Annotated in this window: 24 protein-coding genes and 1 tRNA gene; 10 read left to right on the top strand and 15 right to left on the bottom strand. The window is 57.6% G+C overall.

Annotated features, from left to right (window positions below; genetic code table 11):
• Nucleotides 1–104: 104 nt before the first annotated feature.
• Complete coding sequence (locus ACR0IY_RS15655; protein ID WP_480674857.1) at nt 105–875, top strand: hypothetical protein; 771 nt, start codon at nt 105–107, stop codon at nt 873–875.
• 90 nt (nt 876–965) lie between these two features.
• On the opposite strand, the gene rplT is transcribed toward ACR0IY_RS15655, so the two are convergent.
• The 5 genes from rplT to pyk all read right to left on the bottom strand — a co-directional run bounded on the left by rplT (nt 966) and on the right by pyk (nt 5421).
• Nucleotides 966–1331 carry a 50S ribosomal protein L20 gene (gene rplT, locus ACR0IY_RS15650; RefSeq protein WP_008756009.1) on the bottom strand — a complete coding sequence of 122 codons (366 nt, stop codon included), beginning with the start codon at nt 1329–1331 and terminating at the stop codon, nt 966–968.
• A 14-nt stretch (nt 1332–1345) separates the two neighbouring features.
• Nucleotides 1346–1546, bottom strand: a complete 201-nt coding sequence (gene rpmI / locus ACR0IY_RS15645; RefSeq protein ID WP_010443552.1) for a 50S ribosomal protein L35 — start codon at nt 1544–1546, stop codon at nt 1346–1348.
• Nucleotides 1547–1729: 183 nt separating this feature from the next.
• Nucleotides 1730–3277 carry an alanine/glycine:cation symporter family protein gene (locus tag ACR0IY_RS15640; RefSeq protein WP_480674855.1) on the bottom strand — a complete coding sequence of 516 codons (1548 nt, stop codon included), beginning with the start codon at nt 3275–3277 and terminating at the stop codon, nt 1730–1732.
• A 14-nt stretch (nt 3278–3291) separates the two neighbouring features.
• The gene (locus ACR0IY_RS15635) at nt 3292–3729 is read right to left on the bottom strand and encodes a universal stress protein (RefSeq protein ID WP_480674853.1); all 438 of its coding nucleotides are present in this window, start codon (nt 3727–3729) and stop codon (nt 3292–3294) included.
• A gap of 246 nt (nt 3730–3975) precedes the next feature.
• Nucleotides 3976–5421, bottom strand: a complete 1446-nt coding sequence (gene pyk, locus ACR0IY_RS15630) for a pyruvate kinase (RefSeq protein WP_480674851.1) — start codon at nt 5419–5421, stop codon at nt 3976–3978.
• A gap of 133 nt (nt 5422–5554) precedes the next feature.
• On the opposite strand from pyk, the gene ACR0IY_RS15625 reads away from it, so the two are divergent.
• The 3 genes from ACR0IY_RS15625 to ACR0IY_RS15615 all read left to right on the top strand — a co-directional run bounded on the left by ACR0IY_RS15625 (nt 5555) and on the right by ACR0IY_RS15615 (nt 6995).
• Complete coding sequence (locus ACR0IY_RS15625; RefSeq protein ID WP_480674849.1) at nt 5555–6292, top strand: N-formylglutamate amidohydrolase; 738 nt, start codon at nt 5555–5557, stop codon at nt 6290–6292.
• A 75-nt stretch (nt 6293–6367) separates the two neighbouring features.
• The gene (locus tag ACR0IY_RS15620) at nt 6368–6607 is read left to right on the top strand and encodes a DUF6868 family protein (protein WP_480674847.1); all 240 of its coding nucleotides are present in this window, start codon (nt 6368–6370) and stop codon (nt 6605–6607) included.
• A gap of 73 nt (nt 6608–6680) precedes the next feature.
• Nucleotides 6681–6995, top strand: coding sequence for a DUF1244 domain-containing protein (locus tag ACR0IY_RS15615; RefSeq protein WP_480674845.1), 315 nt, complete (start codon nt 6681–6683; stop codon nt 6993–6995).
• 44 nt (nt 6996–7039) lie between these two features.
• On the opposite strand, the gene ACR0IY_RS15610 is transcribed toward ACR0IY_RS15615, so the two are convergent.
• The 3 genes from ACR0IY_RS15610 to dgcN form a co-directional block, all read right to left on the bottom strand.
• Nucleotides 7040–7900 (bottom strand): D-amino-acid transaminase, encoded by an 861-nt coding sequence (locus ACR0IY_RS15610; protein ID WP_480674843.1) that lies wholly within the window; start codon nt 7898–7900, stop codon nt 7040–7042.
• 11 nt (nt 7901–7911) lie between these two features.
• Entirely contained in the window at nt 7912–8877 is a 966-nt protein-coding gene (gene dgcA, locus ACR0IY_RS15605; protein WP_480674841.1) for an N-acetyl-D-Glu racemase DgcA, read from the bottom strand.
• A 62-nt stretch (nt 8878–8939) separates the two neighbouring features.
• Nucleotides 8940–9941 (bottom strand): N-acetyltransferase DgcN, encoded by a 1002-nt coding sequence (gene dgcN / locus ACR0IY_RS15600; RefSeq protein WP_480674840.1) that lies wholly within the window; start codon nt 9939–9941, stop codon nt 8940–8942.
• 295 nt (nt 9942–10236) lie between these two features.
• On the opposite strand from dgcN, the gene ACR0IY_RS15595 reads away from it, so the two are divergent.
• Nucleotides 10237–11199 (top strand): L-malyl-CoA/beta-methylmalyl-CoA lyase, encoded by a 963-nt coding sequence (locus tag ACR0IY_RS15595; RefSeq protein ID WP_480674838.1) that lies wholly within the window; start codon nt 10237–10239, stop codon nt 11197–11199.
• Nucleotides 11200–11231: 32 nt separating this feature from the next.
• Here ACR0IY_RS15595 and ACR0IY_RS15590 read toward each other — a convergent pair whose 3' ends face one another.
• Nucleotides 11232–11774, bottom strand: a complete 543-nt coding sequence (locus ACR0IY_RS15590; protein WP_480674836.1) for a PA14 domain-containing protein — start codon at nt 11772–11774, stop codon at nt 11232–11234.
• Between the two features lie 151 nt (nt 11775–11925).
• Nucleotides 11926–12378, bottom strand: coding sequence for an Lrp/AsnC family transcriptional regulator (locus ACR0IY_RS15585; RefSeq protein ID WP_480674834.1), 453 nt, complete (start codon nt 12376–12378; stop codon nt 11926–11928).
• Nucleotides 12379–12451: 73 nt separating this feature from the next.
• Between ACR0IY_RS15585 and ACR0IY_RS15580 the strand changes: the two genes are divergently transcribed.
• Nucleotides 12452–13048, top strand: a complete 597-nt coding sequence (locus ACR0IY_RS15580; protein WP_480674832.1) for a LysE family translocator — start codon at nt 12452–12454, stop codon at nt 13046–13048.
• Nucleotide 13049: 1 nt separating this feature from the next.
• On the opposite strand, the gene ACR0IY_RS15575 is transcribed toward ACR0IY_RS15580, so the two are convergent.
• Nucleotides 13050–13883 (bottom strand): AraC family transcriptional regulator, encoded by an 834-nt coding sequence (locus tag ACR0IY_RS15575; protein WP_480674830.1) that lies wholly within the window; start codon nt 13881–13883, stop codon nt 13050–13052.
• A 121-nt stretch (nt 13884–14004) separates the two neighbouring features.
• Here ACR0IY_RS15575 and ACR0IY_RS15570 point away from each other — a divergent pair, with 121 nt between their 5' ends.
• Complete coding sequence (locus ACR0IY_RS15570; RefSeq protein ID WP_480674828.1) at nt 14005–14967, top strand: acetyl-CoA carboxylase carboxyltransferase subunit alpha; 963 nt, start codon at nt 14005–14007, stop codon at nt 14965–14967.
• 4 nt (nt 14968–14971) lie between these two features.
• Here ACR0IY_RS15570 and ACR0IY_RS15565 read toward each other — a convergent pair whose 3' ends face one another.
• The 3 genes from ACR0IY_RS15565 to ACR0IY_RS15555 form a co-directional block, all read right to left on the bottom strand.
• On the bottom strand, nt 14972–16099 hold the full coding sequence (locus ACR0IY_RS15565; protein WP_480674826.1) for a lytic murein transglycosylase: 1128 nt from the start codon (nt 16097–16099) through the stop codon (nt 14972–14974).
• A gap of 111 nt (nt 16100–16210) precedes the next feature.
• A complete protein-coding gene (locus ACR0IY_RS15560) occupies nt 16211–16858 on the bottom strand; it encodes a GntR family transcriptional regulator (RefSeq protein ID WP_480674824.1) in 648 nt (215 codons plus the stop codon).
• 30 nt (nt 16859–16888) lie between these two features.
• A complete protein-coding gene (locus tag ACR0IY_RS15555; RefSeq protein WP_480674822.1) occupies nt 16889–17584 on the bottom strand; it encodes a M48 family metallopeptidase in 696 nt (231 codons plus the stop codon).
• A gap of 100 nt (nt 17585–17684) precedes the next feature.
• Between ACR0IY_RS15555 and ACR0IY_RS15550 the strand changes: the two genes are divergently transcribed.
• A complete protein-coding gene (locus ACR0IY_RS15550; protein WP_480674820.1) occupies nt 17685–18011 on the top strand; it encodes a TIGR02300 family protein in 327 nt (108 codons plus the stop codon).
• Between the two features lie 139 nt (nt 18012–18150).
• Nucleotides 18151–18226 (top strand) — tRNA-Ala (locus tag ACR0IY_RS15545).
• Between the two features lie 164 nt (nt 18227–18390).
• On the opposite strand, the gene ACR0IY_RS15540 is transcribed toward ACR0IY_RS15545, so the two are convergent.
• The gene (locus tag ACR0IY_RS15540; RefSeq protein WP_480674818.1) at nt 18391–20853 is read right to left on the bottom strand and encodes an AMP-binding protein; all 2463 of its coding nucleotides are present in this window, start codon (nt 20851–20853) and stop codon (nt 18391–18393) included.
• A 474-nt stretch (nt 20854–21327) separates the two neighbouring features.
• On the opposite strand from ACR0IY_RS15540, the gene ACR0IY_RS15535 reads away from it, so the two are divergent.
• Nucleotides 21328–21660 (top strand): hypothetical protein, encoded by a 333-nt coding sequence (locus ACR0IY_RS15535; protein WP_480674816.1) that lies wholly within the window; start codon nt 21328–21330, stop codon nt 21658–21660.
• Nucleotides 21661–21983 lie beyond the last annotated feature (323 nt).

Below are 21983 nucleotides of genomic sequence, written 5' to 3'. Positions count from 1 at the left end.
TTTCGGACCCGGTCCCAACTTGCAATCCACGCCCCTTTCGGTTCCCGCTTGACCCGCGCATCCTGAACGATGACCGTGTCACCGCACTTGCAACGAGACAGGACATGACAACACTTTTGTGTGCAGGGGATTCACACTCTCGGCTGATTGGCACGACGCCCGACGGATCGGCGTTCAGATATGGGCGGGTCTGCGCAACTGATGTCAGCGGTTTCGATGCAGCACATGTCGTTAGCATCAAAGGCGCAACAGCTGCTGGATTTTACCCCAAACAGCAACGGAACTCTTCGTTTTCCCGCACAGTCCGCGCCATCAACAAGCTGAACCCGGATGTCATCTGCTTTGGCTTCGGGCAAGTTGACGCTGAGCTCAGCTGCTATTTCGTAGCCTTCCGGGACGGCATTCCCCTGGCAGATGCGGTCGAGACACGGCTCGCCGCACAGAGCCGCTATATCGACGCCTGCCGCAATGCGGCCGGAGACCGGGCGATCGTCATAAAGGGCCTGAACACTGCCACGATCCAAGACCCCAAAGATCTGCGGAAGATGTTGCACCGCCGGATCCGCACGCGCCTTGAGGTTTCGCGCGGACAATTCTCGAAACGGATCGAAGAAATGGGGATCACGGTAGAGCGGCATTGGGAAATCAACGCCGAATTGTCAGCCGGGTTGCGGCAGAAGTCCGAAAAACAAGGGCTTGCGTATTTCGACTTGCGCGACACGACCAGTCAGGCCGGTCAACCGGGCTTGTCGAAACCTGAATACTGCGTCGGCGGAGGAGATGTTCACTTACGCCAGTCCCCAGCCATTGAAGCCCAGTTTTCGGATGCTGTGGCTGTGACCACTCAGAAAATTGCTGGCCTATTCAGCGAATGAAAGCGCGGTCGGCTGCTTTTCTGAGAACCTCACATAAAAAAGGCCGCCCTACATAGGACGGCCTTTCATTCACTGTCTCTCAAAAGAGGATCAGGCAGCCAGAGCGGCCTGAGCTTTGGCGACAATCGCGCCGAACGCTTCCGGTTCGTGCACGGCCAGGTCAGCCAAAACTTTGCGGTCCACTTCGATGCCGGCCAGATTCAGGCCGTTGATGAAGCGGGAATATGTCAGTGCTTCGTCATGCGAACGAACAGCAGCGTTGATACGCTGGATCCACAGCGCGCGGAAGTTACGCTTGCGGTTCTTGCGGTCGCGGGTTGCATACTGGTTGGCCTTATCGACGGCCTGACGGGCAACCTTGAAGGTGCTCTTGCGGCGGCCATAGTAACCTTTAGCGGCCTTGATGACCTTCTTGTGACGGGCGTGAGTTACGGTTCCACCTTTAACGCGGGACATCTCTTAATCTCCTCTTAGCGGTCGTAGGGCATGTAGCCCTTGACGATCTTGGCGTCGGGGGCGGACAGGGTGGTGTTGCCACGGGCGTCGCGGATGAATTTCTTGGTCCGCTTGATCATGCCGTGACGTTTGCCGGCCTGGCCAGCAAGGACCTTACCGGTCGCAGTCACCTTAAAGCGCTTTTTGGCGCTCGACTTGGTTTTCATCTTAGGCATTTCCGTCTCCTTTCAGGGTTCGGTACTAAACGCGACTCGGCATGCCATCTCGGCCGGTCACGCGATCAGAAGCGCCGTTTACGCAAGTTCTTCTATACTGGCAAGGGGGTTTGGACCAGAATCTGCGCTTTTCGCGCGGCTGATCAGGCACCGGGGCAGCGCAGGCCGCCCCGGTGGTAAGGCTTAGTGGCCGAACTTGCGGATTTCACCGCTTTTCAGTCGGGCCGCGTAAGAGGCCAGCTCTTCCCGCACCACCTTCATCAGGAAGTACAGCGCAAAGACGTTCACAACCGCCATCGCAAAGATCGCCGCATCCGAAAAGTCGATGACCGGACCGAGATTGGCCGCAGCCCCGATGATCACGAAGATGCAGAAGATCACCTTGAACACCAGCTCTTTGGTGTGACCCTCGCCGAACAGGTATGTCCAGGCCTTGAGGCCATAGTAGGACCAGCTGATCATGGTCGAGAAGGCAAACAGCACGACAGCAATTGCCAAGACATAGGGGAACCAGCCAAACGCGCTGCCAAAAGCGGCTGAGGTCAGGCTGACGCCGGTATTGCCTTCGACAGTGGCAATGACGCCGGCTTCAGTCACCATGTACTTACCGGTATCGGGATCAATAATCAGCTGCTGGGTGATGATGATCACAAGTGCTGTCATCGTACAGATCACAACCGTGTCGATGAACGGCTCCAACAGCGATACGAAACCTTCGGTGATCGGCTCGCTTGTCCGAACCGCCGAGTGCGCAATGGCCGCAGAACCCACGCCCGCCTCATTCGAGAACGCCGCGCGCCGGAAGCCCTGGATAAGGGCGCCAACCATGCCGCCAGCGACACCAAGGCCGGTGAACGCACCCGCGAAGATCTGACCAAAGGCCCACCCGATCTGGTCTGCATGCATGAGAATAATGACCAGCGCAGCAGCCACATACATCACACCCATGAAGGGCACGACCTTCTCGGTCACGCGCGCGATGGACTTCAGGCCGCCCACGATCACCATGAACACGATGATTGCAAAGACGACACCTGTGATCCATCCGGGGTAATCCCCGGTAATGCCCGCGATCTGCTGGTGCGCCTGGTTGGCTTGGAACATATTGCCGCCGCCCAGCGCGCCAAGGATACAGAAGATCGAGAACAGAACCGCCAGTATTTTACCACCCGGCAGGCCCAGCTCGCTGAACCCCTTTGACATATAATACATCGGGCCGCCGGAAACGGTGCCGTCTTCGTATTCATTGCGGTATTTCACGCCCAGCGTACATTCAGTGAATTTCGACGCCATACCCAATAGGCCCGCAACGATCATCCAGAAGGTTGCGCCGGGTCCACCGATGCCAACAGCCACCGCCACACCGGCGATGTTGCCAAGGCCGACAGTCCCCGACAGCGCGGTTGCCAGCGCCTGAAAGTGACTGACCTCACCCGCGTCGTTGGGATCGGAATAGTCGCCTTTTACCAGGCTAATCGCATGGCCGAAAAAGCGCATCTGCACGAAAGCGAAATACAGCGTGAAGACTGTCGCCGCGACGACCAGCCATCCCACGATCCACGGGAACCCGGTTCCGGGGAACGGTGCAAAGATAAAGCTGACGAATGGCCCGGTGAAATCGGCAAAGGCCTGGTTGATCTTATCGTCCAGGCCCGGCGCTTCCTGCGCCAGTGCGGGGCTGGCGAACAGGGCGGCAGCCGTGCCAAGGCTCAGTTGTTTTAGAATATTCATTCTCGTCCCTCCCCTTAGTTCACGACGGTGACAGGAACATCGGCGTGCATGACCAAATTCTGGGTCGAACTGCCGAATAGCCGTTTCTTGAACCCGTCCGCTGAGGCGCGCCCAACAATGATCTGGGTACCGCCGTTTTCAACCGTGATCGCATTCAGCGTTTCAGCCACATCGCCATGGCGAACTATGCCATGTGCCGTAAAGCCAGCAGCGTTTAACGCGTCTACAGCGGGGGTGACGATCCGGGTCGTGGCTAGATCAACCTCTTCCTCGCGCCGTTTATGCCGCAGTGCGTTTTCTTCAGGTGTTTGAAAAGTGAATGGAGACCATTCGATCACATAAACCACCAGCAACTCGCAAGCTCCAATCCGTGTAGCCAAATCCTTGGCAAAGGCGATTGCGCGCTCCCCGGTTTCTGTCCCGTCCAGCCCAATGACAATTTTTGTTGTCATGACGTTCCTCCGATTATTTTTTGATTGAACCCAAGGGTGTACCCCGGGCAGGACAGCCGGAACCTGGAACTTTCTGAGTAGACCGCCCTGCGGATGAGTATCCCGGAAAAACACCAAAAAACAGAGAGGATTTTGCCAGATTCAACCAATAGTTCGATTAATATTTGAAATCATTATATATTTATTGCCTAATAATTGGGCAGATCCTCCGCAATCCCATCTTGCAGAGGATCTTCGTCCCCCGGATCAACCCGGATCTGTGTTGTAAATCAGACGCTCGTCACAGGGGGCGATACGCAAAATGTTGGTTGTTCCGGGGACGTTAAACGGCACACCGGCGGTTACAACGATCTGATCGGTTTCGGACGCGAATCCGCCGGAACGAGCGGCGCGGGCAGCGTTGACAACGGCCCCTTTGAAACGCTCCAGCTCGGGCGTCATCACGCAGTGGCAGCCCCACGTCAGACACAAGCGGCGCGCGGTTCCGGTGGCGGGGGTCATGGCAATGATCGGCACCCCAGGGCGTTCACGCGCGGTCAGCAAGGCAGTGGTGCCGCTTTGAGTAAAGCAGCAAATCGCCTTGATATCCGTTTTCTCCGCAATTTCGCGCGCCGCAGCGACGATCCCATCTGCAACCGTTGTCCCCTTGGCCGTTCGGGATGAGGCGATGATCTGATCATAAGTCGGGTCGGCTTCGACCTCGATTGCGACCTTGTTCATGGTCTGCACGGCCTCAATCGGATACGAGCCCGCCGCCGATTCCGCGCTGAGCATGATAGCGTCGGTGCCCTCATAGATAGCTGTGGCAACGTCCGAGACCTCGGCCCGGGTCGGCATCGGGCTTTCAATCATGCTTTCCAGCATCTGAGTTGCCACGATCACCGGCTTGGCCGCAGCCCTGCACCTGCGCACCAGCCGTTTCTGGATCGGAGGCACGGCCGAGACGGGGAGTTCGACCCCCAGATCACCCCGCGCAACCATGATTCCGTCGGAGGCGTCCAAAATATCGTTAAATGCCTCGACCGCGGCTGGCTTTTCGATCTTGGACAGGATCGAGGCCCGACCATCAGCCAGCGCGCGGGCTTCAAATACGTCCTTGGCACGTTGCACGAAACTCAGCGCCAGCCAGTCGACGCCCAACTGGCAGACAAACTCCAGATCGTCCCGATCCTTGGCCGACAGCGCAGCCAGCGGCAAAACCACATCGGGCACATTAACGCCCTTGCGATTCGAGATCGTGCCGCCGACCTCAACCGTGCAGTTGGCAAAGTCCTGGCCGCAATCCTGGACGATCAGGCGAATCTTGCCGTCGTTGACCAGTAGACGCGCGCCAGGTTCGAGTGCAGCAAAAATCTCGGGGTGCGGTAGGCAAACGCGCCCAGCGTCACCCGGCGCCGGGTCTAGGTCCAGACGGAAGATTGCACCTTCCTCCAATTCTTCTGCGTCGTTGGCAAACACACCGACCCGCAGTTTCGGCCCTTGAAGGTCGGCCAGAATCGCAATCGGGCTGTCCAGATCCTTTTCCACCTGACGAATGATCCGGTGCCGTTCGCGAATCTCATCGTGGCTGCCGTGGCTCATATTCAGGCGAAACACATCCGCACCCGCCTCGTGCAATGCACGGATGGTGTCATAGTCATTAGACGCCGGTCCCAGCGTCGCCACGATTTTCACTTTTCTTAGGCGTCGCATTTATATTGCTCTCCTCGCGTCTTTCCTTGGCATTGCACAAATGTTACCGCAAACATTTCTTCATGGTGCTTATTGCGCAATTCCCTTTTCGAAGCAACTGCCCTACACCTGCGACAAACTAGATGACAGGCTTATGACGTATTCCCCGTTTTTTATCCACGGCGCGGACCGCCCTTCTCGCTGGCTGATCACATGCGACCACGCAACCAACACCGTGCCGCCTGAAATCAATGGCGGAGATCTCGGCCTGCCGCGTGAGGATATGGAGCGTCACATCGCATATGACGTTGGTGCCTATGAGGTGTCGAAACATCTTGGCGAGATTCTGAATGCGCCTGTCATCGCCGCCAATTTCTCGCGCCTGGTGATCGACCCTAACCGGGGCGAAGACGACCCGACCCTGCTGATGAAGCTCTATGACGGCACAATCATCCCGACCAACCGCCACGCCAACGCGGCCGAGCGGGAACGTCGACTGAACATGTACTATCGCCCCTACCACGAAGCGCTGGAGCGTTTGGCGGGTCTTCCCCATGCGGTCATCGTGTCGATGCATTCCTTCACACGTCAGCTGCGCGGCCGGACCCCACGCCCGTGGCATGTCGGCGTGCTGCACACATCGGACGAGCGGTTCGCACGCCCACTGATTGATCGGCTTGAGGCCGAGGACGATCTGTGTGTCGGTGTGAACGAACCCTATACCGGCGTACTGCCAGGCGACTCCATTGACCGGCATTGCAGCGTTCATGGCCGTCCGAATGCCCTGATCGAACTGCGCAACGACCTGATTGCCGATCACACCGGCCAGCGCGCCTGGGCCGAGCGTCTGGCCGTTATCCTGCAGGACGCCCTGACGGAAAGTCGCCTTTGATTTCAGTGGGTTTCGAGCCAGAACCATTGCGCGCCCTAGCCCTGATCCCCATATACTAGGGGAAAGGAGACCATGATGACTCCGGAATTTCTGACCTCTGTCTTCGGGTGGATGGCCGTGCTGAACATCGCCGTGCTGCTGTTTACCACACTAATGATCGTGTTACTTCAGGACTGGATCGCCGGCATCCATGGTCGAATGTTTCAAATGGAACAGCCGGATGTGAAACGGGCGTATTTCAGGTATCTGGCCAACTACAAAACCCTGACCCTGATCTTTTGCATCATGCCATGGTTGGCATTGAAACTGGCCTGACATTCAGTTTGTTGAAACATCACCAGCGGACCGCTAGTTCAGGTACAAAGATACTATCATCCGGAGCCAGACCATGGACAAGCAAACCGAAATCGAACTTCAGGCCGCCGCATTCCGCCGGTTGCAAAAACACCTGATGGAAGATCGCACTGACGTTCAGAACATCGACATGATGAATCTGGCCGGGTTCTGCCGCAATTGCCTGTCGCGCTGGTATCAGGAAGCAGCCAACGCCAAGGGCATCGAAATGGGCAAAGATGAAGCGCGCGAAATCTTCTACGGCATGACTATGGATGATTGGAAGGCCAACTATCAGACCGACGCCAGCCCCGAGAAGCAGGCCGCCTTCAAGGTCGCCTTCGACGAGAACGTCACGAAAAAGCGCTGACGCCCGAAACGAAAAAAGGCCCGCCAAATCGGCGGGCCTTTTGTTTAGATCGCTGCCTTGCGGCTTTCGTCCAGATAAATCTCGCGCAAGCGCTTTGAGATCGGGCCCGGCGTCCCATCGCCCAGCGCGACGCCGTCGATCTCAACCACCGGCATGACAAACGCACTGGCCGAGGTTGTAAAGGCCTCGTCTGCCTCTTTGGCCTCGTCAATGGTGAACAGACGTTCTTCGACTTCCATCTGCGCTTCGGCCGCCATGCGCAGCACGGCCTTGCGGGTGATGCCGTGCAGGATGTCGTTCGACAGCGGTCGGGTGACGATCTTCCTGTTCTTGACGAAATAGGCGTTGTTGCTGGTGCCCTCGGTCACATAGCCGTCTTCGATCATCCACGCATCGTCACAGCCCGCTTTCTTGGCCATCATCTTGCCCATCGACGGGTAAAGCAGCTGAACGGTCTTGATGTCGCGGCGGCCCCAGCGGATGTCCTCGATCGAGATGATCTTGGCGCCTTTCTTCGATGCAGGGCTGTCGGCAAGGCCCGGTTTATTCTGGGTAAACAGAACGAGGCTGGGTTTAGTGTCAGCAGAAGGGAAAACAAAGTCGCGATCCCCATCCGATCCGCGCGATACTTGCAGATAGACCAGACCTTCTTCGATGCCGTTCAGCTCCACCAGCTTGCGGTGAATTTCCAACAACTCGTCCTTAGTGCAGGGCTCGGCCATATCTAGTTCGTCCAGCGAGCGTTTCAGACGCACGGCGTGGCCTTCAAAATCAATCAGCTTGCCGTCCAGAACGCTGGTAACCTCGTAAACGGCGTCCGCAAACAGGAAACCACGGTCAAAGATGGACACCTTGGCCTCAGTCTCGGGCAGGTATTCGCCATTTACGTAAACGGTGCGGGTCATATATTGTCTCCTCAACCCCAAAGTGCGGCCACGGGCGGGTGCACTCCGGCGTCATCAAAAATCAGCGGGTTGTCGCGGTCTTCGGCCAACAGAAGCGGGCCGTCAAGGTCTGTCACCATCGCACCCTGCGCCAGCAGTGTCGCTGGGGCCATAGCAAGCGAGCTGCCGACCATGCAACCGACCATGACTTTGTAGCCCTCGGCCAGTGCCGCTTCGCGCAGGGCCAGCGCTTCGGTCAGGCCGCCGGTTTTGTCGAGCTTGATGTTGACCACATCATATTTGCCCTTCAGCGCCGGTAAGCTGCTTCGATCATGGCAAGATTCGTCGGCGCAGACAGGCACCGGGCGGTCCATCCCGATCAGCGCAGCATCCTCGCCAGCGGGCAGAGGCTGTTCGACCAGTGCCACCCCCAGCCTTACCAGATGCGGGGCGAGATCGGCGTAAACTTCGGCCGACCAGCCTTCATTGGCATCCACGATGATTTCCGCATCCGGCGCACCCGCGCGCACAGCCTCCAGACGAGGCATGTCATCCGGAGTGCCCAGCTTGATCTTGAGCAAGGGGCGGTGCGCATTCTCTGCTGCCTGTGCCTGCATTTTCTCGGGCGCATCCAGCGACAGTGTATATGCCGTTATCTCGGGCACCGGCACCGGCAACCCGGCCAATTCCCAGGCACGCTTGCCGACCCGCTTTGCCTCCAGGTCCCACAGCGCACAGTCCACGGCGTTCCGAGCGGCACCCGCAGGCAGCAAGTCCATCAACCGCTCACGGTCAAATGTATCCGGCAGGCCGGCAATTTCTGCCTCAACCGATTCCAGCGTCTCGTCGTACCGAGCGTAGGGCACGCATTCACCCCAGCCCTGGTGCGCACCGTCCGACACGCGTACGGTCAGCACCTTGGCTTCGGTCCGAGACCCGCGCGAGATCGTAAAGACCTGAGCCAGCCGGAATACATCACGAGAGACGTCAATCTGCACGCACCCTCTCCTTCATCTGTTCAAAATACTCCCGCCGGAGGCGCCCCGGCGGGTTCCTTTGATCACATCGCAGCCAGTGCGTCGACCAGTTTGCCTGACCCAAAGCGGAATGGATCGGTCGCCGGTAGGCCCATGTCGGCCTCGACCTTTGCCAGATACGCAGTGGCGTCCGCTTCGCTCATATGCTGGGTGTTGACCGAAACACCGACGACCTGACAATCCGGGTTCGCGACCCTGGCCATCGCCAGCGCGGTGTCGCGCAGGGTTTCAAGCGACGGCAGCGTATAGGTCGGCAGGCCGCGCATGTGTTCGCGGGTGGGCTCGTGGCTCAGGATCAGCGCATCTGGCTGGCCACCGTGGATCAGCGCCATGGTGACACCAGAATAAGACACATGGAACAGCGACCCCTGCCCTTCGATCAGGTCCCAGTGGTCGTCGTCATTGTCTGGTGTCAGCCATTCGACTGAACCGGCCATGAAATCCGCGATTACTGCGTCCAGCGGCACACCGTCCCCGGTGATCAGAATGCCCGTCTGGCCCGTGGCGCGGAAGGTAGATTTCATACCGCGCTTGCGCATCTCGGCATCCATCGCCATCGCCGTGTACATTTTGCCAACCGAGCAATCCGTACCAACCGCCAGACACCGCTTGCCCTTGCGTTTGATGCCATTTGCGATGGGATATTCCACCTCGGGCACCCGAACATCGTGCAACTTGCGGCCGGTGGCTTCGGCCACGGCAACCAGATCGGGCTCGTCGCGCAGAAGGTTGTGCAGGCCCGAGGCCAGATCGAACCCTTCTTCCAGCGCCATCACCAGCACCTTCTTCCATTCCTGGCTGATCACACCGCCCCGGTTGGCGACGCCAATGACCAGAGTTTTGGCCCCGGCTTCCTTCGCTTCGGTCAGGTTCATATCTGTAAGGCCCAGATCGGCCTTGCAACCTTCCATCCGGTATTGCCCAACGGCGTTTTCAGGACGCCAATCCTTGATGCCAACAGCCACTTTGGCCGCCAATTGGTCGGGCGCATCGCCCAAAAACAGCAGGTACGGTGTCTCGATCATTGCGGTGCACTCCTTTGATTCCGACGCAGCCTATGGGACACGTTCAACGAGCATTTCGTTTTTTCAGTTGGCAATTCCTCCCAAGGCGGGGATTTTTTGCACATATTTGACAAATGGCGCACAATTTTCTCAAGTTTTCACAATGATTAAACTTTAATCACTGTAAAAACCGCCCTTCGCATCGATTGCTGCAACTGCATTGCCGCACCCGCACAAAGATGCTTGCGCACACTTGCGCAATTTAATATCTCATTGGCAACCAAAATTGTAATTTCATTTCTCGCACGAGGTCCAAATGAGCTTTCGTATCCAGCCCGCCGCCCCTGCGCGCCCGAACCGCTGTCAACTGTTCGGGCCGGGATCGAACACCAAACTGTTCCCGAAAATGGCCGCATCAGCGGCTGACGTGATCAACCTCGATCTTGAGGATTCGGTGGCTCCGTCGGACAAGGACGTTGCCCGCGCCAATGTTGTCGAGGCCCTGAACACCGTCGAGTGGGGTAACAAGTACATGTCGGTGCGTATCAACGGGCTGGACACGCCCTATTGGTACCGCGATGTGGTCGATCTGTTGGAACAGGCGGGTGACCGTCTGGATCAGATCATGATCCCCAAAGTCGGGTGCGCCGAGGATGTGTACGCAGTGGACGCTCTGGTCACCGCTATCGAGCGCGCCAAAGGCCGGACCAAACCGGTCAGCTTTGAAGTGATCATCGAATCCGCCGCCGGCATCGCTCACGTCGAGGCGATTGCGGCCTCGTCCCCTCGCATGCAGGCCATGAGCTTGGGCGCGGCCGACTTTGCAGCCTCGATGGGAATGCAGACCACCGGAATCGGTGGCACGCAGGAAAACTACTACATGCTACGCGAGGGTGAAAAGCACTGGTCCGATCCATGGCACTGGGCGCAAGCTGCTATCGTCGCGGCGTGCCGGACCCACGGCGTTTTGCCGGTAGACGGTCCGTTCGGCGATTTCTCGGATGACGAGGGTTACATCGCACAGGCCAAACGCTCGGCTACGCTGGGTATGGTTGGCAAATGGGCCATCCACCCCAAGCAGATCGCGCTGGCGAACGAGGTCTTCACCCCGTCCGACGAAGCCGTCTCAGAAGCGCGCGAAATTCTGGCCGCGATGGAACAGGCCAAGGCCAATGGCGAAGGTGCCACCGTCTACAAAGGTCGTCTGGTCGACATCGCCTCGATCAAACAAGCCGAGGTGATCGTGGCGCAGGCAGAACTGATTGCTGCCAATGGTTGAACGGAAAAGGCGCCCTACGGGGCGCCTTTTTCTTACCGACCGAAGACATCATTGGGCGTCCAGGTGAAGCGCTCCCCCTGTTTGCCCGACTTCATCATCAGGCACGATGTACCCAGTTTTTGAAAATAGATTATTTTTAGTGGGTACCAGCCCGCCTTTGGCACTTCTACCTCGGTGCGTTGATTGGCTTCACACCCCTGAATACCGTTGACCCGTCCGATCTCCTGGCCACCTACCCAGGCCTCTATACCGTCATTCGACCATGTTTCGAGCTCATAAACTCCGGGTGAATCAAAACGCATATAGCCCGTGACTTCGGCGGCAACGTTGTAAGCGCTATCAAACGTCAGGACATCGTCACCCTTGCTTGTGTCCCTGTAATCCAGCCCACGTAACGGCTTTCCGGGCTGCGCTTTCGAAAGCATGCTCTTTGCTTGGTTCAGATCGCGGATTTTTTTGTGTTGATTGCCGGTGCCAACGTATTTCACGTTTAAACCAGCTTTAGCGCTGGGTTGCGGATTGGCGGGTTGTAGTTTCAAAGGCGCGGACAAAGCTGCCCCGGCGATCAACGCCATGGCTGCGGCAAACGCTCCGGTTCGGATATGTGTCATGATTACCTCCAGAGTTTGGCCTGTTGGGGTTGCTCCCTCATTATTAGGCCTTCGAGATGACAGTAAGACGAGAGCTTTTGCCCCGCAAGACAGTTAGAGATCACATTCCATGCCGTCAGGCACGCATGTCTTTCGGAGACGCCATCACAACGTAAGACGTAATCGAAGTCACCTGCGGAAGGGTGCCCAGCACATCTGTATGAAAGGTTTTGTACGCGGCAAGGTCAGCACATTCCACGCGCAACAGGTATTCGATAGTTCCGGTAATATTGTGACACTCGACCACTTCGTGCGCACGTTGCAAGGCATGTTCGAACCCCTCTTGCGCAGCTTTGGTGTGCTCCCCCAGACCCACCCCGATATAGGCAACAAACCCGACGCCCATTTCAATCGGGTTCAGTACAGCACGATAGCCCACGATTACACCCGAGCGCTCCAATTCCTGAACCCTGCGCAAACAGGCCGATGGTGACAGGCCAACGCGATCAGCCAAATCCAGATTGCTGATGCGACCGTCCCGTGAGAGTTCATGCAATATTTGCTGATTAATTTGATCAATTTTCGCCATTAATTGCTAAATTATCGCAAACACGCGCCAGAACGCAATTTCATTTGGCTGTGAGTGAGCAATTATTCACGGCATGACGCACGATATACTCCTGGCTCTGATCGCCTTTGCCTTTGTCTCGTCCATTACACCGGGACCCAACAACCTCATGCTGATGGCGTCGGGAGCAAATTTCGGATTTCGCCGCACCGTCCCACATATGCTGGGGATCGGCTTGGGGTTCACCGTTATGGTTCTGTTGGTCGGCGCCGGTTTGGTGCAACTGTTCGATCGGTATCCGGTCAGCTACACCGTGTTGAAAGTCGCCTCTGTGGTATATCTGCTTTTCCTGGCATGGAAGATCGCGCATGCCGCCCCGACCAACGGCGAGATAGCCAAGGGCGAGCCCATGACCTTTCTTCAGGCCGCCGCGTTTCAGTGGGTCAACCCCAAGGCGTGGGCGATGGCCCTGACTGCCACCACGGCCTATACGCCGGATCACACGTTGCAAGCCATCGTGATCGTGGCTTTGATTTTTGGCGCTGTAAACCTGCCTTCGGTCAGCACCTGGACGGTTCTGGGCCAGCAAATGGCGCGTGTCCTGACGAACCCGCGCCGTCTGGTGTTGTTCAACTGGACTATGGCGGCGCTGCTTGTGGCGTCACTCTATCCGGTTCTGTGGCCGACTTGAATTACTTCAGAGGTAGGCAAATTTCGGTCAGCAGATCTTCGGGCGCGGTCTCACGGGGATCGTTCAGATAGATTTCGTAGCAGGGCTGATCTGCGGGTTCCTCGCCCGAGTCCGGCAACCAGCCGCCAAACAGGCTATGATAAGCCGCTTCCAGACCGGAATACGGGCCCTTGAAGGTCAGCACGGCCGTTTTGCCGCCGGGGATCTTCAGGGCTTCCAGTCCTTTGGGTGTCGAGTCACCATAGAACTCGGCCCCGGCGTAACTACGCAAGTCGTCTTTGGGCACCGCATCGGGGCTGTCGAGATACAGGCCGATCACCGGACCAAGCTGGGGTGTCAGTTCCCGAGATTCGCACAAGGCTCCAAATGCCTCAAAGCTTTTGCCAATCTCGGCGTAGGCCCCCTTATGAGGCAAGGCGACCACGCGGCGGGCGGGTTCAGTACGGGTGGTTACAGGATACATGGGATAATCTCCGGTTCTGAATTGTGGATGGGCTGGCAGAAACTGCCCGACCTTACGAAAAGATGCGGGGCTGCTGCCGTAGGCCTCGGAAAAGGCCCGCGCAAAAGAGTTCAGGTTGGGATAACCGACATCGGTCGCGATCTGCGACACTGCTCGGTCCGATTGCACCAGCCCCACAGCGGCGCGATGCAATCTGATCCGACGCACGGCCTGTGCGCAGGTTTCACCGGTTATCGCGCGAAAAACGCGATGCCAGTGAAACCGCGACATGGCGGCCACATCCGCAAGCGCATCCAGGGAAAGATCCCCGGCTGGGTTATCATGTATATAGTCCAACACGCGCAGAATGCGGTTTTCATAGCTGGTTGCCATGTCCGGCCTTTCTTCTCTTTGCCCAATCGAGCATGCATATTCCTCATTCACAAATCTTGCTGAGTTGCATCCCGGGCGACGTCAGGTCATATAGCAGGGAACTTCCGCGTTGAGAGGCGTCATGACCCAGTATCTGGATTTCGAAAAACCCCTGGCCGAAATTGAAGGCAAGGCCGAGGAATTGCGCGCGCTGGCCCGCGCCAACGAAGAGATGGACGTGGCCGAAGAAGCCGCGGCGCTGGATGCCAAGGCCGCCAAATTGCTGGACGAATTGTATGGCGATCTGACGCCCTGGCGGAAATGTCAGGTAGCCCGCCATCCCGAACGACCCCATTGCAAAGACTATGTCGAAGCGCTGTTCACCGAATTCACCCCACTGGCGGGCGATCGCAACTTTGCCGACGATCTGGCCGTGATCGGTGGTCTGGCGCGCTTCAACGATCAGCCAGTCATGGTGATCGGCCACGAAAAGGGGTCGGACACCAAATCACGGATCGAACGCAATTTTGGCATGGCCCGCCCTGAAGGGTATCGTAAGGCCGTGCGTCTGATGGAGATGGCTGGCCGCTTTGGCCTGCCCGTCATCACCCTGATCGACACCGCCGGGGCCTATCCCGGCAAAGGCGCCGAAGAACGCGGCCAGTCCGAAGCCATTGCACGGTCAACCGAGATGTGCCTGAAGATTGGTGTGCCGCTGGTTTCGGTTATCATCGGCGAAGGCGGCTCCGGCGGGGCGGTGGCCTTTGCCACGGCGAACCGTGTCGCGATGCTGGAGCATTCAGTCTACTCGGTGATCTCTCCGGAAGGCTGCGCCTCGATCCTGTGGAAAGACGCCGAGAAGATGCGCGAAGCCGCCGAAGCGCTGCGCCTGACCGCTCAGGACCTACACAAACTGGGCGTCTGTGACCTGATCATCAACGAACCCAAGGGCGGTGCCCATCGGGATCGTCCTGCGGCGGTCGAGTCCGTGCGCGACGCCATTACCCTCATGCTGAAAGAGCTGGAGGGCAAGGATGCGGCGGCCCTGATCAAAGACCGCCGTCAGAAGTTTCTGGATATCGGATCAAAGGGGTTGGCGGCGTAACCCGTCAGCCGCCCAACTGACGCAGCAATGCGACCGACGGTTCGCCCGTCACGGACAGACCGTTGGCGCGCTGGTAGGCGCTTATGGCGGATTTGGTATTGTTCCCGATCACTCCGTCCGCACCCTGCGTATCATAGCCCGCCGAGGTCAGGCGGCGCTGCAGTTCTTTCCGATCATCCAGCGTCAGGCCGGTCGCATCTGGTCCGAACGAGGCCTGAAACGGTGCGCCACCTGCAATCCGGTCGGCCAGATGCCCGACACCGATCGCATAGCTGTCTGAGTTGTTATAGCGCTTGATCACCTGAAAATTGCGGAACACAGCGATCCGCGGGCCCGGCTTTTGTGGCTGCAACACCGCGACGGGCGTGCCGGACACAGTGCCCGCCTCTCCGCCCCAGGGTTGCCCGCGCACCCAACCGGCGCGCGCCAGATAAGCTGCGGTCGAGGCCAGTGAATCCGTCGGGTCCTCGGACCAGATATCCCTTCGCCCGTCGCCGGTGAAGTCCACGGCATAAGCCAGATACGAGGTTGGGATGAACTGCGTATGCCCCATCGCTCCGGCCCAACTACCAGTCATGTTCGCAGGGGATGTGTCACCCTCCTGAATGATCTTGAGCGCCGCAACCAGCTGTTTTTCAAAAAGCGCGCCACGTCTTCCGTCATAGGCCAGTGTCGACACCGCCGAAATAACCGGCACGTCACCACGCCGGGCACCATAGCGGCTTTCCAACCCCCAGACGGCAACCACGATCTCTTTATCAACGCCGTATTTCGCCTCAATCTGCGATAGCGTGCCCGCGTGGCGCACCAGCATCTGCTTACCCGTAGCGATCCGCTCGTCCGAGGCCGCGATGGCCAGATAGTCTTCGAGCGAACGCTTGAATTCCACCTGATTGCGGTCGCGTTCGATCACGTCGGGCAAATATCCAGCACCCTGAAAGGCAAGGTTGAGTGTAGTCTGTGAAATTCCCTGCGACGCCGCACGGCCTTTGAAACCGGCGACCCAGGCATCCCATCCGGCGTTGGGCACAGCCCGCATGCGCGTCGCGGGTGCGCTGCTGGGCGCGCCAGTGGAACACGCGGCCAGCAGGGTCGACCCGAGGCCTAAGGAAAATATCCGTCGATTGATCATGGCTAAAATCTGCTCTTGTTGTGATTGGGGTCAGAGTAGCTCAGACCCAGTCCTCAAGCCAGAAGGACTATGCCGATCCACCACAGATTCTGAGCTTCGGCGACAAGCCGCTCAGCTTACCAGCATCCGCAGACCCTGTGTCACATCAGAACGCACTGCCAGACGCAAACCCGGCTCATCCCCCGCCTGCAATGCAGCAATGATCAACTTGTGATAATGTGGCGGATCGGTTCTCCGCAACCGGCCATAAAGCGCACGCATGGTCGGCCCAAGCTGCAACCACACGGTCTCTGCCATGGCCAACATCGCCGGGGCCTGCGCCCGCAGGTAAAGCGTGCGGTGAAATTCCAGATTTGTGCGGATATAGCCGACGGCATCACGTTTGGTGACCATCTCGGCCACGGTCATGTTGATGCTTTGCAATCGATCGATCAGCGCCATATGCGCCCGCGGCAGGGCACGGCTGGCCAGCTCGACCTCAAGCAATGCGCGCAGGGCAGCCAGTTCCTCGATGCGATCATTGGTCAACTCTGGCGTTGAAACCCGGCCAGACGTTGACAAGGACAATGCCCCTTCCGCCGCCAGCCGCCGCACGGCCTCGCGCGCGGGGGTCATCGACACGCCGAACTCTTTGCCGATCCCGCGCAGAGTCAATGCCTGACCCGGAGCCATTTCTCCATGCATGATCCGTGTTCGTAGCGTGCGATATACCCGATCATGCGTGGCTGTCTGGGACTCGGAGGGACGTGCGCTTAACATTCCCCCATGTGATCACAAACGACGCCCGGGTCAACTCTCGCCGGCCTCAAACCTGTACTGATGCAACTGCGCTCCGTTGTCACGTAGCCAGCGCCGCTGTTGGCGATAGTCTCCGAAAATCCGTTCAACCTGCTCCCAGAATGCCGGTGAATGGTTCATCTCAGCCAAATGCGCCACCTCATGCGCCGCAACATAGTGCAGGATTTCAGACGGAGCGAAGATCAACCGCCAGGAAAACATCAACCCACCAGCAGAGCTGCACGACCCCCAGCGAGAGCGGGTATCCCGAATGGTCAGGCTGGAATAGCTCCGGCCCAGCATCGCCGCATAGTCATCGCAAGCGCCGGTCAGGCGATCCCGCGCCAGTTCCTTGAGAAACCGGGCTAGGCGGCGCGCCTCAGCCCCTTCAGGCACCGCAATCTCATTGTCCCGCAACAGAACCCGCCGCCCTTGCGCACGCACGATTCGCCGCTCAACCCCTTCTATGGGTATGGTCTGATCAAATTGGACCACTGCCGGGTCGGGGCGATCCTGCAGGTGCTGGCGAATCCACTCTTCCTTTGTACGGGCAAAGTTCAGCGCTTCGATTTCGGGCACGCCCTGAGGATAGGTTAGCGTAACCCGCCCATCCAGCTGGGAAATCCGCAGACTGATCCGCCTTGCCCGTGCCGATTTGCGCAATGTCAGCGGCACCGGCGGTGTTCCGGGCAGCGCGTGATCTCCCATATGCCTGTTTCTCCTGCTCAAAGGCTTTGACAGTGCCCGCTGCATGTGGCACGTGACCTGAATCGTTGATACGACTCACCTGATATCAAGGGGATTTGACATGCCCAAGGAAGAATGGGGCGTAAAGCGCGTTTGCCCGACAACTGGCAAGCGGTTTTATGACCTGAACAAGGACCCGATCGTTAGCCCCTACACCGGCGAGATCGTGGAGCTTGAGACCGGCAAAAGCCGGATGATCGCCGCAGATGCGGAAGATGCTGCATCGGCCAAAGCGCGTGAAAACGCGTCGGATGAAGATCTTGTTCTGGACGATGACGACAATGTCGATGTCGAACTGGACGACGATCTGCTGGACGATGACGACGATGAAAATGATAACGTCTCGTTGGACGACATCACCGATATGTCGTCGGAAGACGAAAACTAAGACCGGTCAGAGGCGGCCCCATCGCCGCCTCGCACCCCCGGACGCTAAGCGGAACTTTTTGGCAAATTCCATTTTTTGGACTTGCACTCCTCGCCGCCGTCTCATAAACGTCCGTCCACTGCTTCGGCAGTACCTTGATGGGGCCTTAGCTCAGTTGGGAGAGCGCTTGCATGGCATGCAAGAGGTCAGGGGTTCGACTCCCCTAGGCTCCACCAAAACCTAACAGAACAACTAGATGGTTTGAGTTAAAGCGGTGCGGCGCAAAACATAGCTGCGCGCGTATCTCGCTGTCGCGACACAGCTATTACATCTTCCGCGACCCGCTGCTCAGGCCAAGACCAAATCCTGCCCCCCGACGAAACACTGCCCGCAAAAGTGATTATTTTTGTGGCAGGCAAGCGCATAACTCTTCCGACAATTCCCGCCATGTTGCTGGTTCTTGACGATCAAATACGGTGGAAGGCGGTAGGGTTCCTAGCCTGTCTTCAATACTTAGCATGAGTATCAGACTGAGGATGGAATCCAGAAATGGATGAGTGCTGTCCGGGTCAAACCTTGCCCGCGGGATCAGGCCCTCATGATTTGCGAAGTCTCTTAACAGTTCTAACATGGGGGTCAGAGATTTCTCAGAGGTTGCCGCCCCCCTGCTGGTCGACACCATCAATCCAAACGCGTCAGAACAACCGCTTTCCAGAGCCGCCTTCAGTCTCTTTCGATCCAGTTTCCCGCTGGGCAGGCGTGGCAATTCCTCTAAGTACAGGCTGCGCACAGGCGCGGCGGCAGAAAAGAACCTTTTGGTGATGGCTTGCCGCAGTTCTATTTCCAGAATGCCGGCGTCTTTGCGTTTGGTCTCAACAGCAATGGCAACGGCATCGGCGTCACGAACAGTAATAGCGGCGGCAAATACTCGCCCGACCCCTTCCACGGTTTCTGCTGTTTCGGATACGCCCGTCATTGACAATCTCCGCCCTCGAATGTTGACGATATCGTCGACCCTACCCAGAACATCCAAACTTCCGTCCGACAGAATTGTCACCCAATCGTCCAGAAGAATCGCATCCTCGAGTGGGTCACAGACCCGATCGCCCGATTGCAGGCTTTTGAAATCGCCCAAGGTTCGATCGTAGCCCATGGCTTTGACACGGCCAATCTCACCAACTTGCAACTCACGCCCTTCTGAATTGACCGCCTTTGCCCCCGGCAGAAGCATCCCCCCGGGAGACCCCTGATAATTGGTAAAATCTTCGGCGGCGAGCGTTCCGTGTGAGACTTCGATAAACTCCGAAGCCCCATAGGTCGCATTTATTTCAGCCTTCGGAAAACGCCTTACGAGATCCTGAATGAGACGTGCCCGGCTCGGCTCTCCCCAAGGGTAAAAAACGGTTAGTTTTGGCAGCAACTCTGGCGAGAAATCGGGGTTTTGCAGCATTCCGTGCAGTACGCTGCACGGGGCGGAAAGGGCCGTTGTGGATGTTGCGATCATAAGATCACAGAGCTGTTTCAGATTGGTAAACCCGTTGGCGGGAGGCAAGATTATCGTGTGGCTTCCCACAAATGCCGGCAGCGTCTCTAAGGCTGTTGCCGTATCCCAACGCACAACCGTCAGCAATGTTTGCGGCGCATCATAATTGAACACGCGCATGCGCGAGGCCATGCCTGCCGCCAAAACGACACCCTTGGGCTTTCCCGAACTGCCCGACGTGTAGACGACGTAGGCCGGACATTTAAGGTCCAGGGGCGGCAGCGCCGGAGCTTCGGCAAAACTCTCCAAAAGGAAATGCAAGTCAGCCTGATCACAAGCCTCACCGATAATCAGAGCGTTCCTGCTCTCTAGTTCCGGGTGGGAAGCAATCAAGCGGCTCCATCGCGAACACGTGACAACAATCAGATCGGGATCAAACGCATCTATACGCTCGGCAAGCTGTTCGTCTGAATCCTCGGGCAATCCCATGCACAGCAGACTTCCACTTGCGGTGCTGGCCAGCTGTGTCACGATTGCAGCCGGGCTGGCTGGCAGCAAACACAACACCCGATGCTGATCTTCGAATTTCCGGTCAGGAGCTGTGTGACGAGGCGCAGTATCCTGAAAATGCAACAGCATTTGGGACATACGCAAACACAGGCTTGCCAGGCAACCATAGGAAACTGACTCGGATGCAGTTCGTATCGCAATTCGGTCCGGGTCATGATCGGCAAGCCAACACAACTTGCTTTGGCGAACCGTTTCGCTTTGCATCCAGGTTTCCAAGTTGATCAACTTGCGCTTGGGCATCGGTCCGCCATATTCGGCGATCAGTTGCCGTCGGACCGGCATGTTCTGCGCCATTGCAAAACTTCGGCAAGCACGCGCGAATTGTTGCGTTAGCCACAATGTCCGAACCAGATTTGAGCCCGCTCGAGGCGGTGCGACAAGTGGGATAATATCGATGACCGGCGCCCCATCCTGGTCAATCCACGTTGCGGCAAAGCATATATCGGCGCCGCTGGAAATCGCCAATTGCGCGGGAAACCCTGGCAGTTTTGCCGGTCGCAGCAACCACGGCACGAAAAACCGTCTGCCGGGGGCTCTTTGCCCGTCAAAATAGACTTGGAGCACCGCGCCCGAGCGCAAAAAATCCAAGTATCGGCCTGAGTAAGAGTTGCGCCGGGTCAACCACCTGCCCGACAACGTGATGTCGTATCCCTCGTTTCGTACCGCAGTCAAAAAGTCCGAGGCTTCAGCCGGATCACCAACCTCAGGCGCGACCGAGACGATCGTCTGGACCGGCTTACCCGTTTGCGCCAAGGCAACCTGTAGCCGCCGTGACGCAAAGGCAAGGTTTTGCGCGTGCGGAGAAAACACGATCGTTCCATTTGTTTTTTCTGCCCCGCTCTGCAACCACGCTTTCGCGCGTCTTGTAAGCACGGACGCGATTCCATGAGCCGTGCCGTTGGATGTGGTTTTATAGTCTTGATCAGCGGCAAATGTATTGGATGATGGCTCCGGTTCAACCACGCGTACACCTTGGGATTTTGCCAATTCTGTCAGCGGGTCTTGTCCAAAGGCCGCCCTGCCCTTCGCAAGTAGGTAAAGATCATCAAATAATTTCTTTTTCTCCGGCTTATTTTGGGGAGGTGCTAACCTCCCTGACATCGCACGCAAAAGCGACGCCTCGACAAAGTATGTTTGACCGCGCGAGAGCGCCTCTTGCAATGCATCGGCCAAAAGGTTTTCGTCGACCCAATGCCAGTGTGAAAACATCACGAAACGCGCCATCGGCGCCAAGCGCAACGCTGCGGCGATCAACTTAGGCTTGAAACTAGCGTCCAATCCGTTGTGCAGAAAATCAATCAAGGAAAGGGCACGTTTTGGTATAGCCGCGATGTCAGCAAGCAGCGTATCAATTTCTGCTGTGCTCGCAGTTTCTTTACCACAGACGAAGTCGACGATCTCTTGATTAGCGATGCGCTGATCGGCTTCAGAGCTTGCCGCTGGTTTGTGGGTGCCGGTCGAAGCGGCTTGCCGGTGACCAGCAAGCCAGTGGCCGCATTCCGGAACTGGATGGCCGCTCTCAAGTTTGGTCAACCGCCGCTGGAGTGGTTCAAATCTATCGCCCAGATCGGTTGTATTTTGCTCAAAGAGTTCGCGCGCACTGCGAATTGCGCCTAAATCGATAAGGTTCCGAACTCTCTTGGCAATACGGCCGGGGCCAACAATTGCAGTGTTCACTTCTTCGGTGTGAGCCTTTGTCAAGGCGGCTACTGCGTCATCAAGTGCTTGTGGCAATCTCCAGCGCGGAACTCGTGCAAGCTCCAAATGCGGCAACGATTTCAGAACGACCCGGCCCAACCTTTTGCGGGGCGCTACTCCGAACAAGAACAGCAGCCAGCCAGCTGCACAGATTTGGTTTCGGCGCAACTGAAAGTCAAAATCCGGGTTGGGAAGATTCAAACTTGGATAGTCGGGCGACTCCTTCGCTTGACGCTCCAAGC

Source organism: Ruegeria sp. BC1, assembly GCF_056539305.1.
The sequence above is the reverse complement of the archived record's forward strand: the minus strand, read 5'-3'. Positions and strand labels throughout refer to the sequence as shown.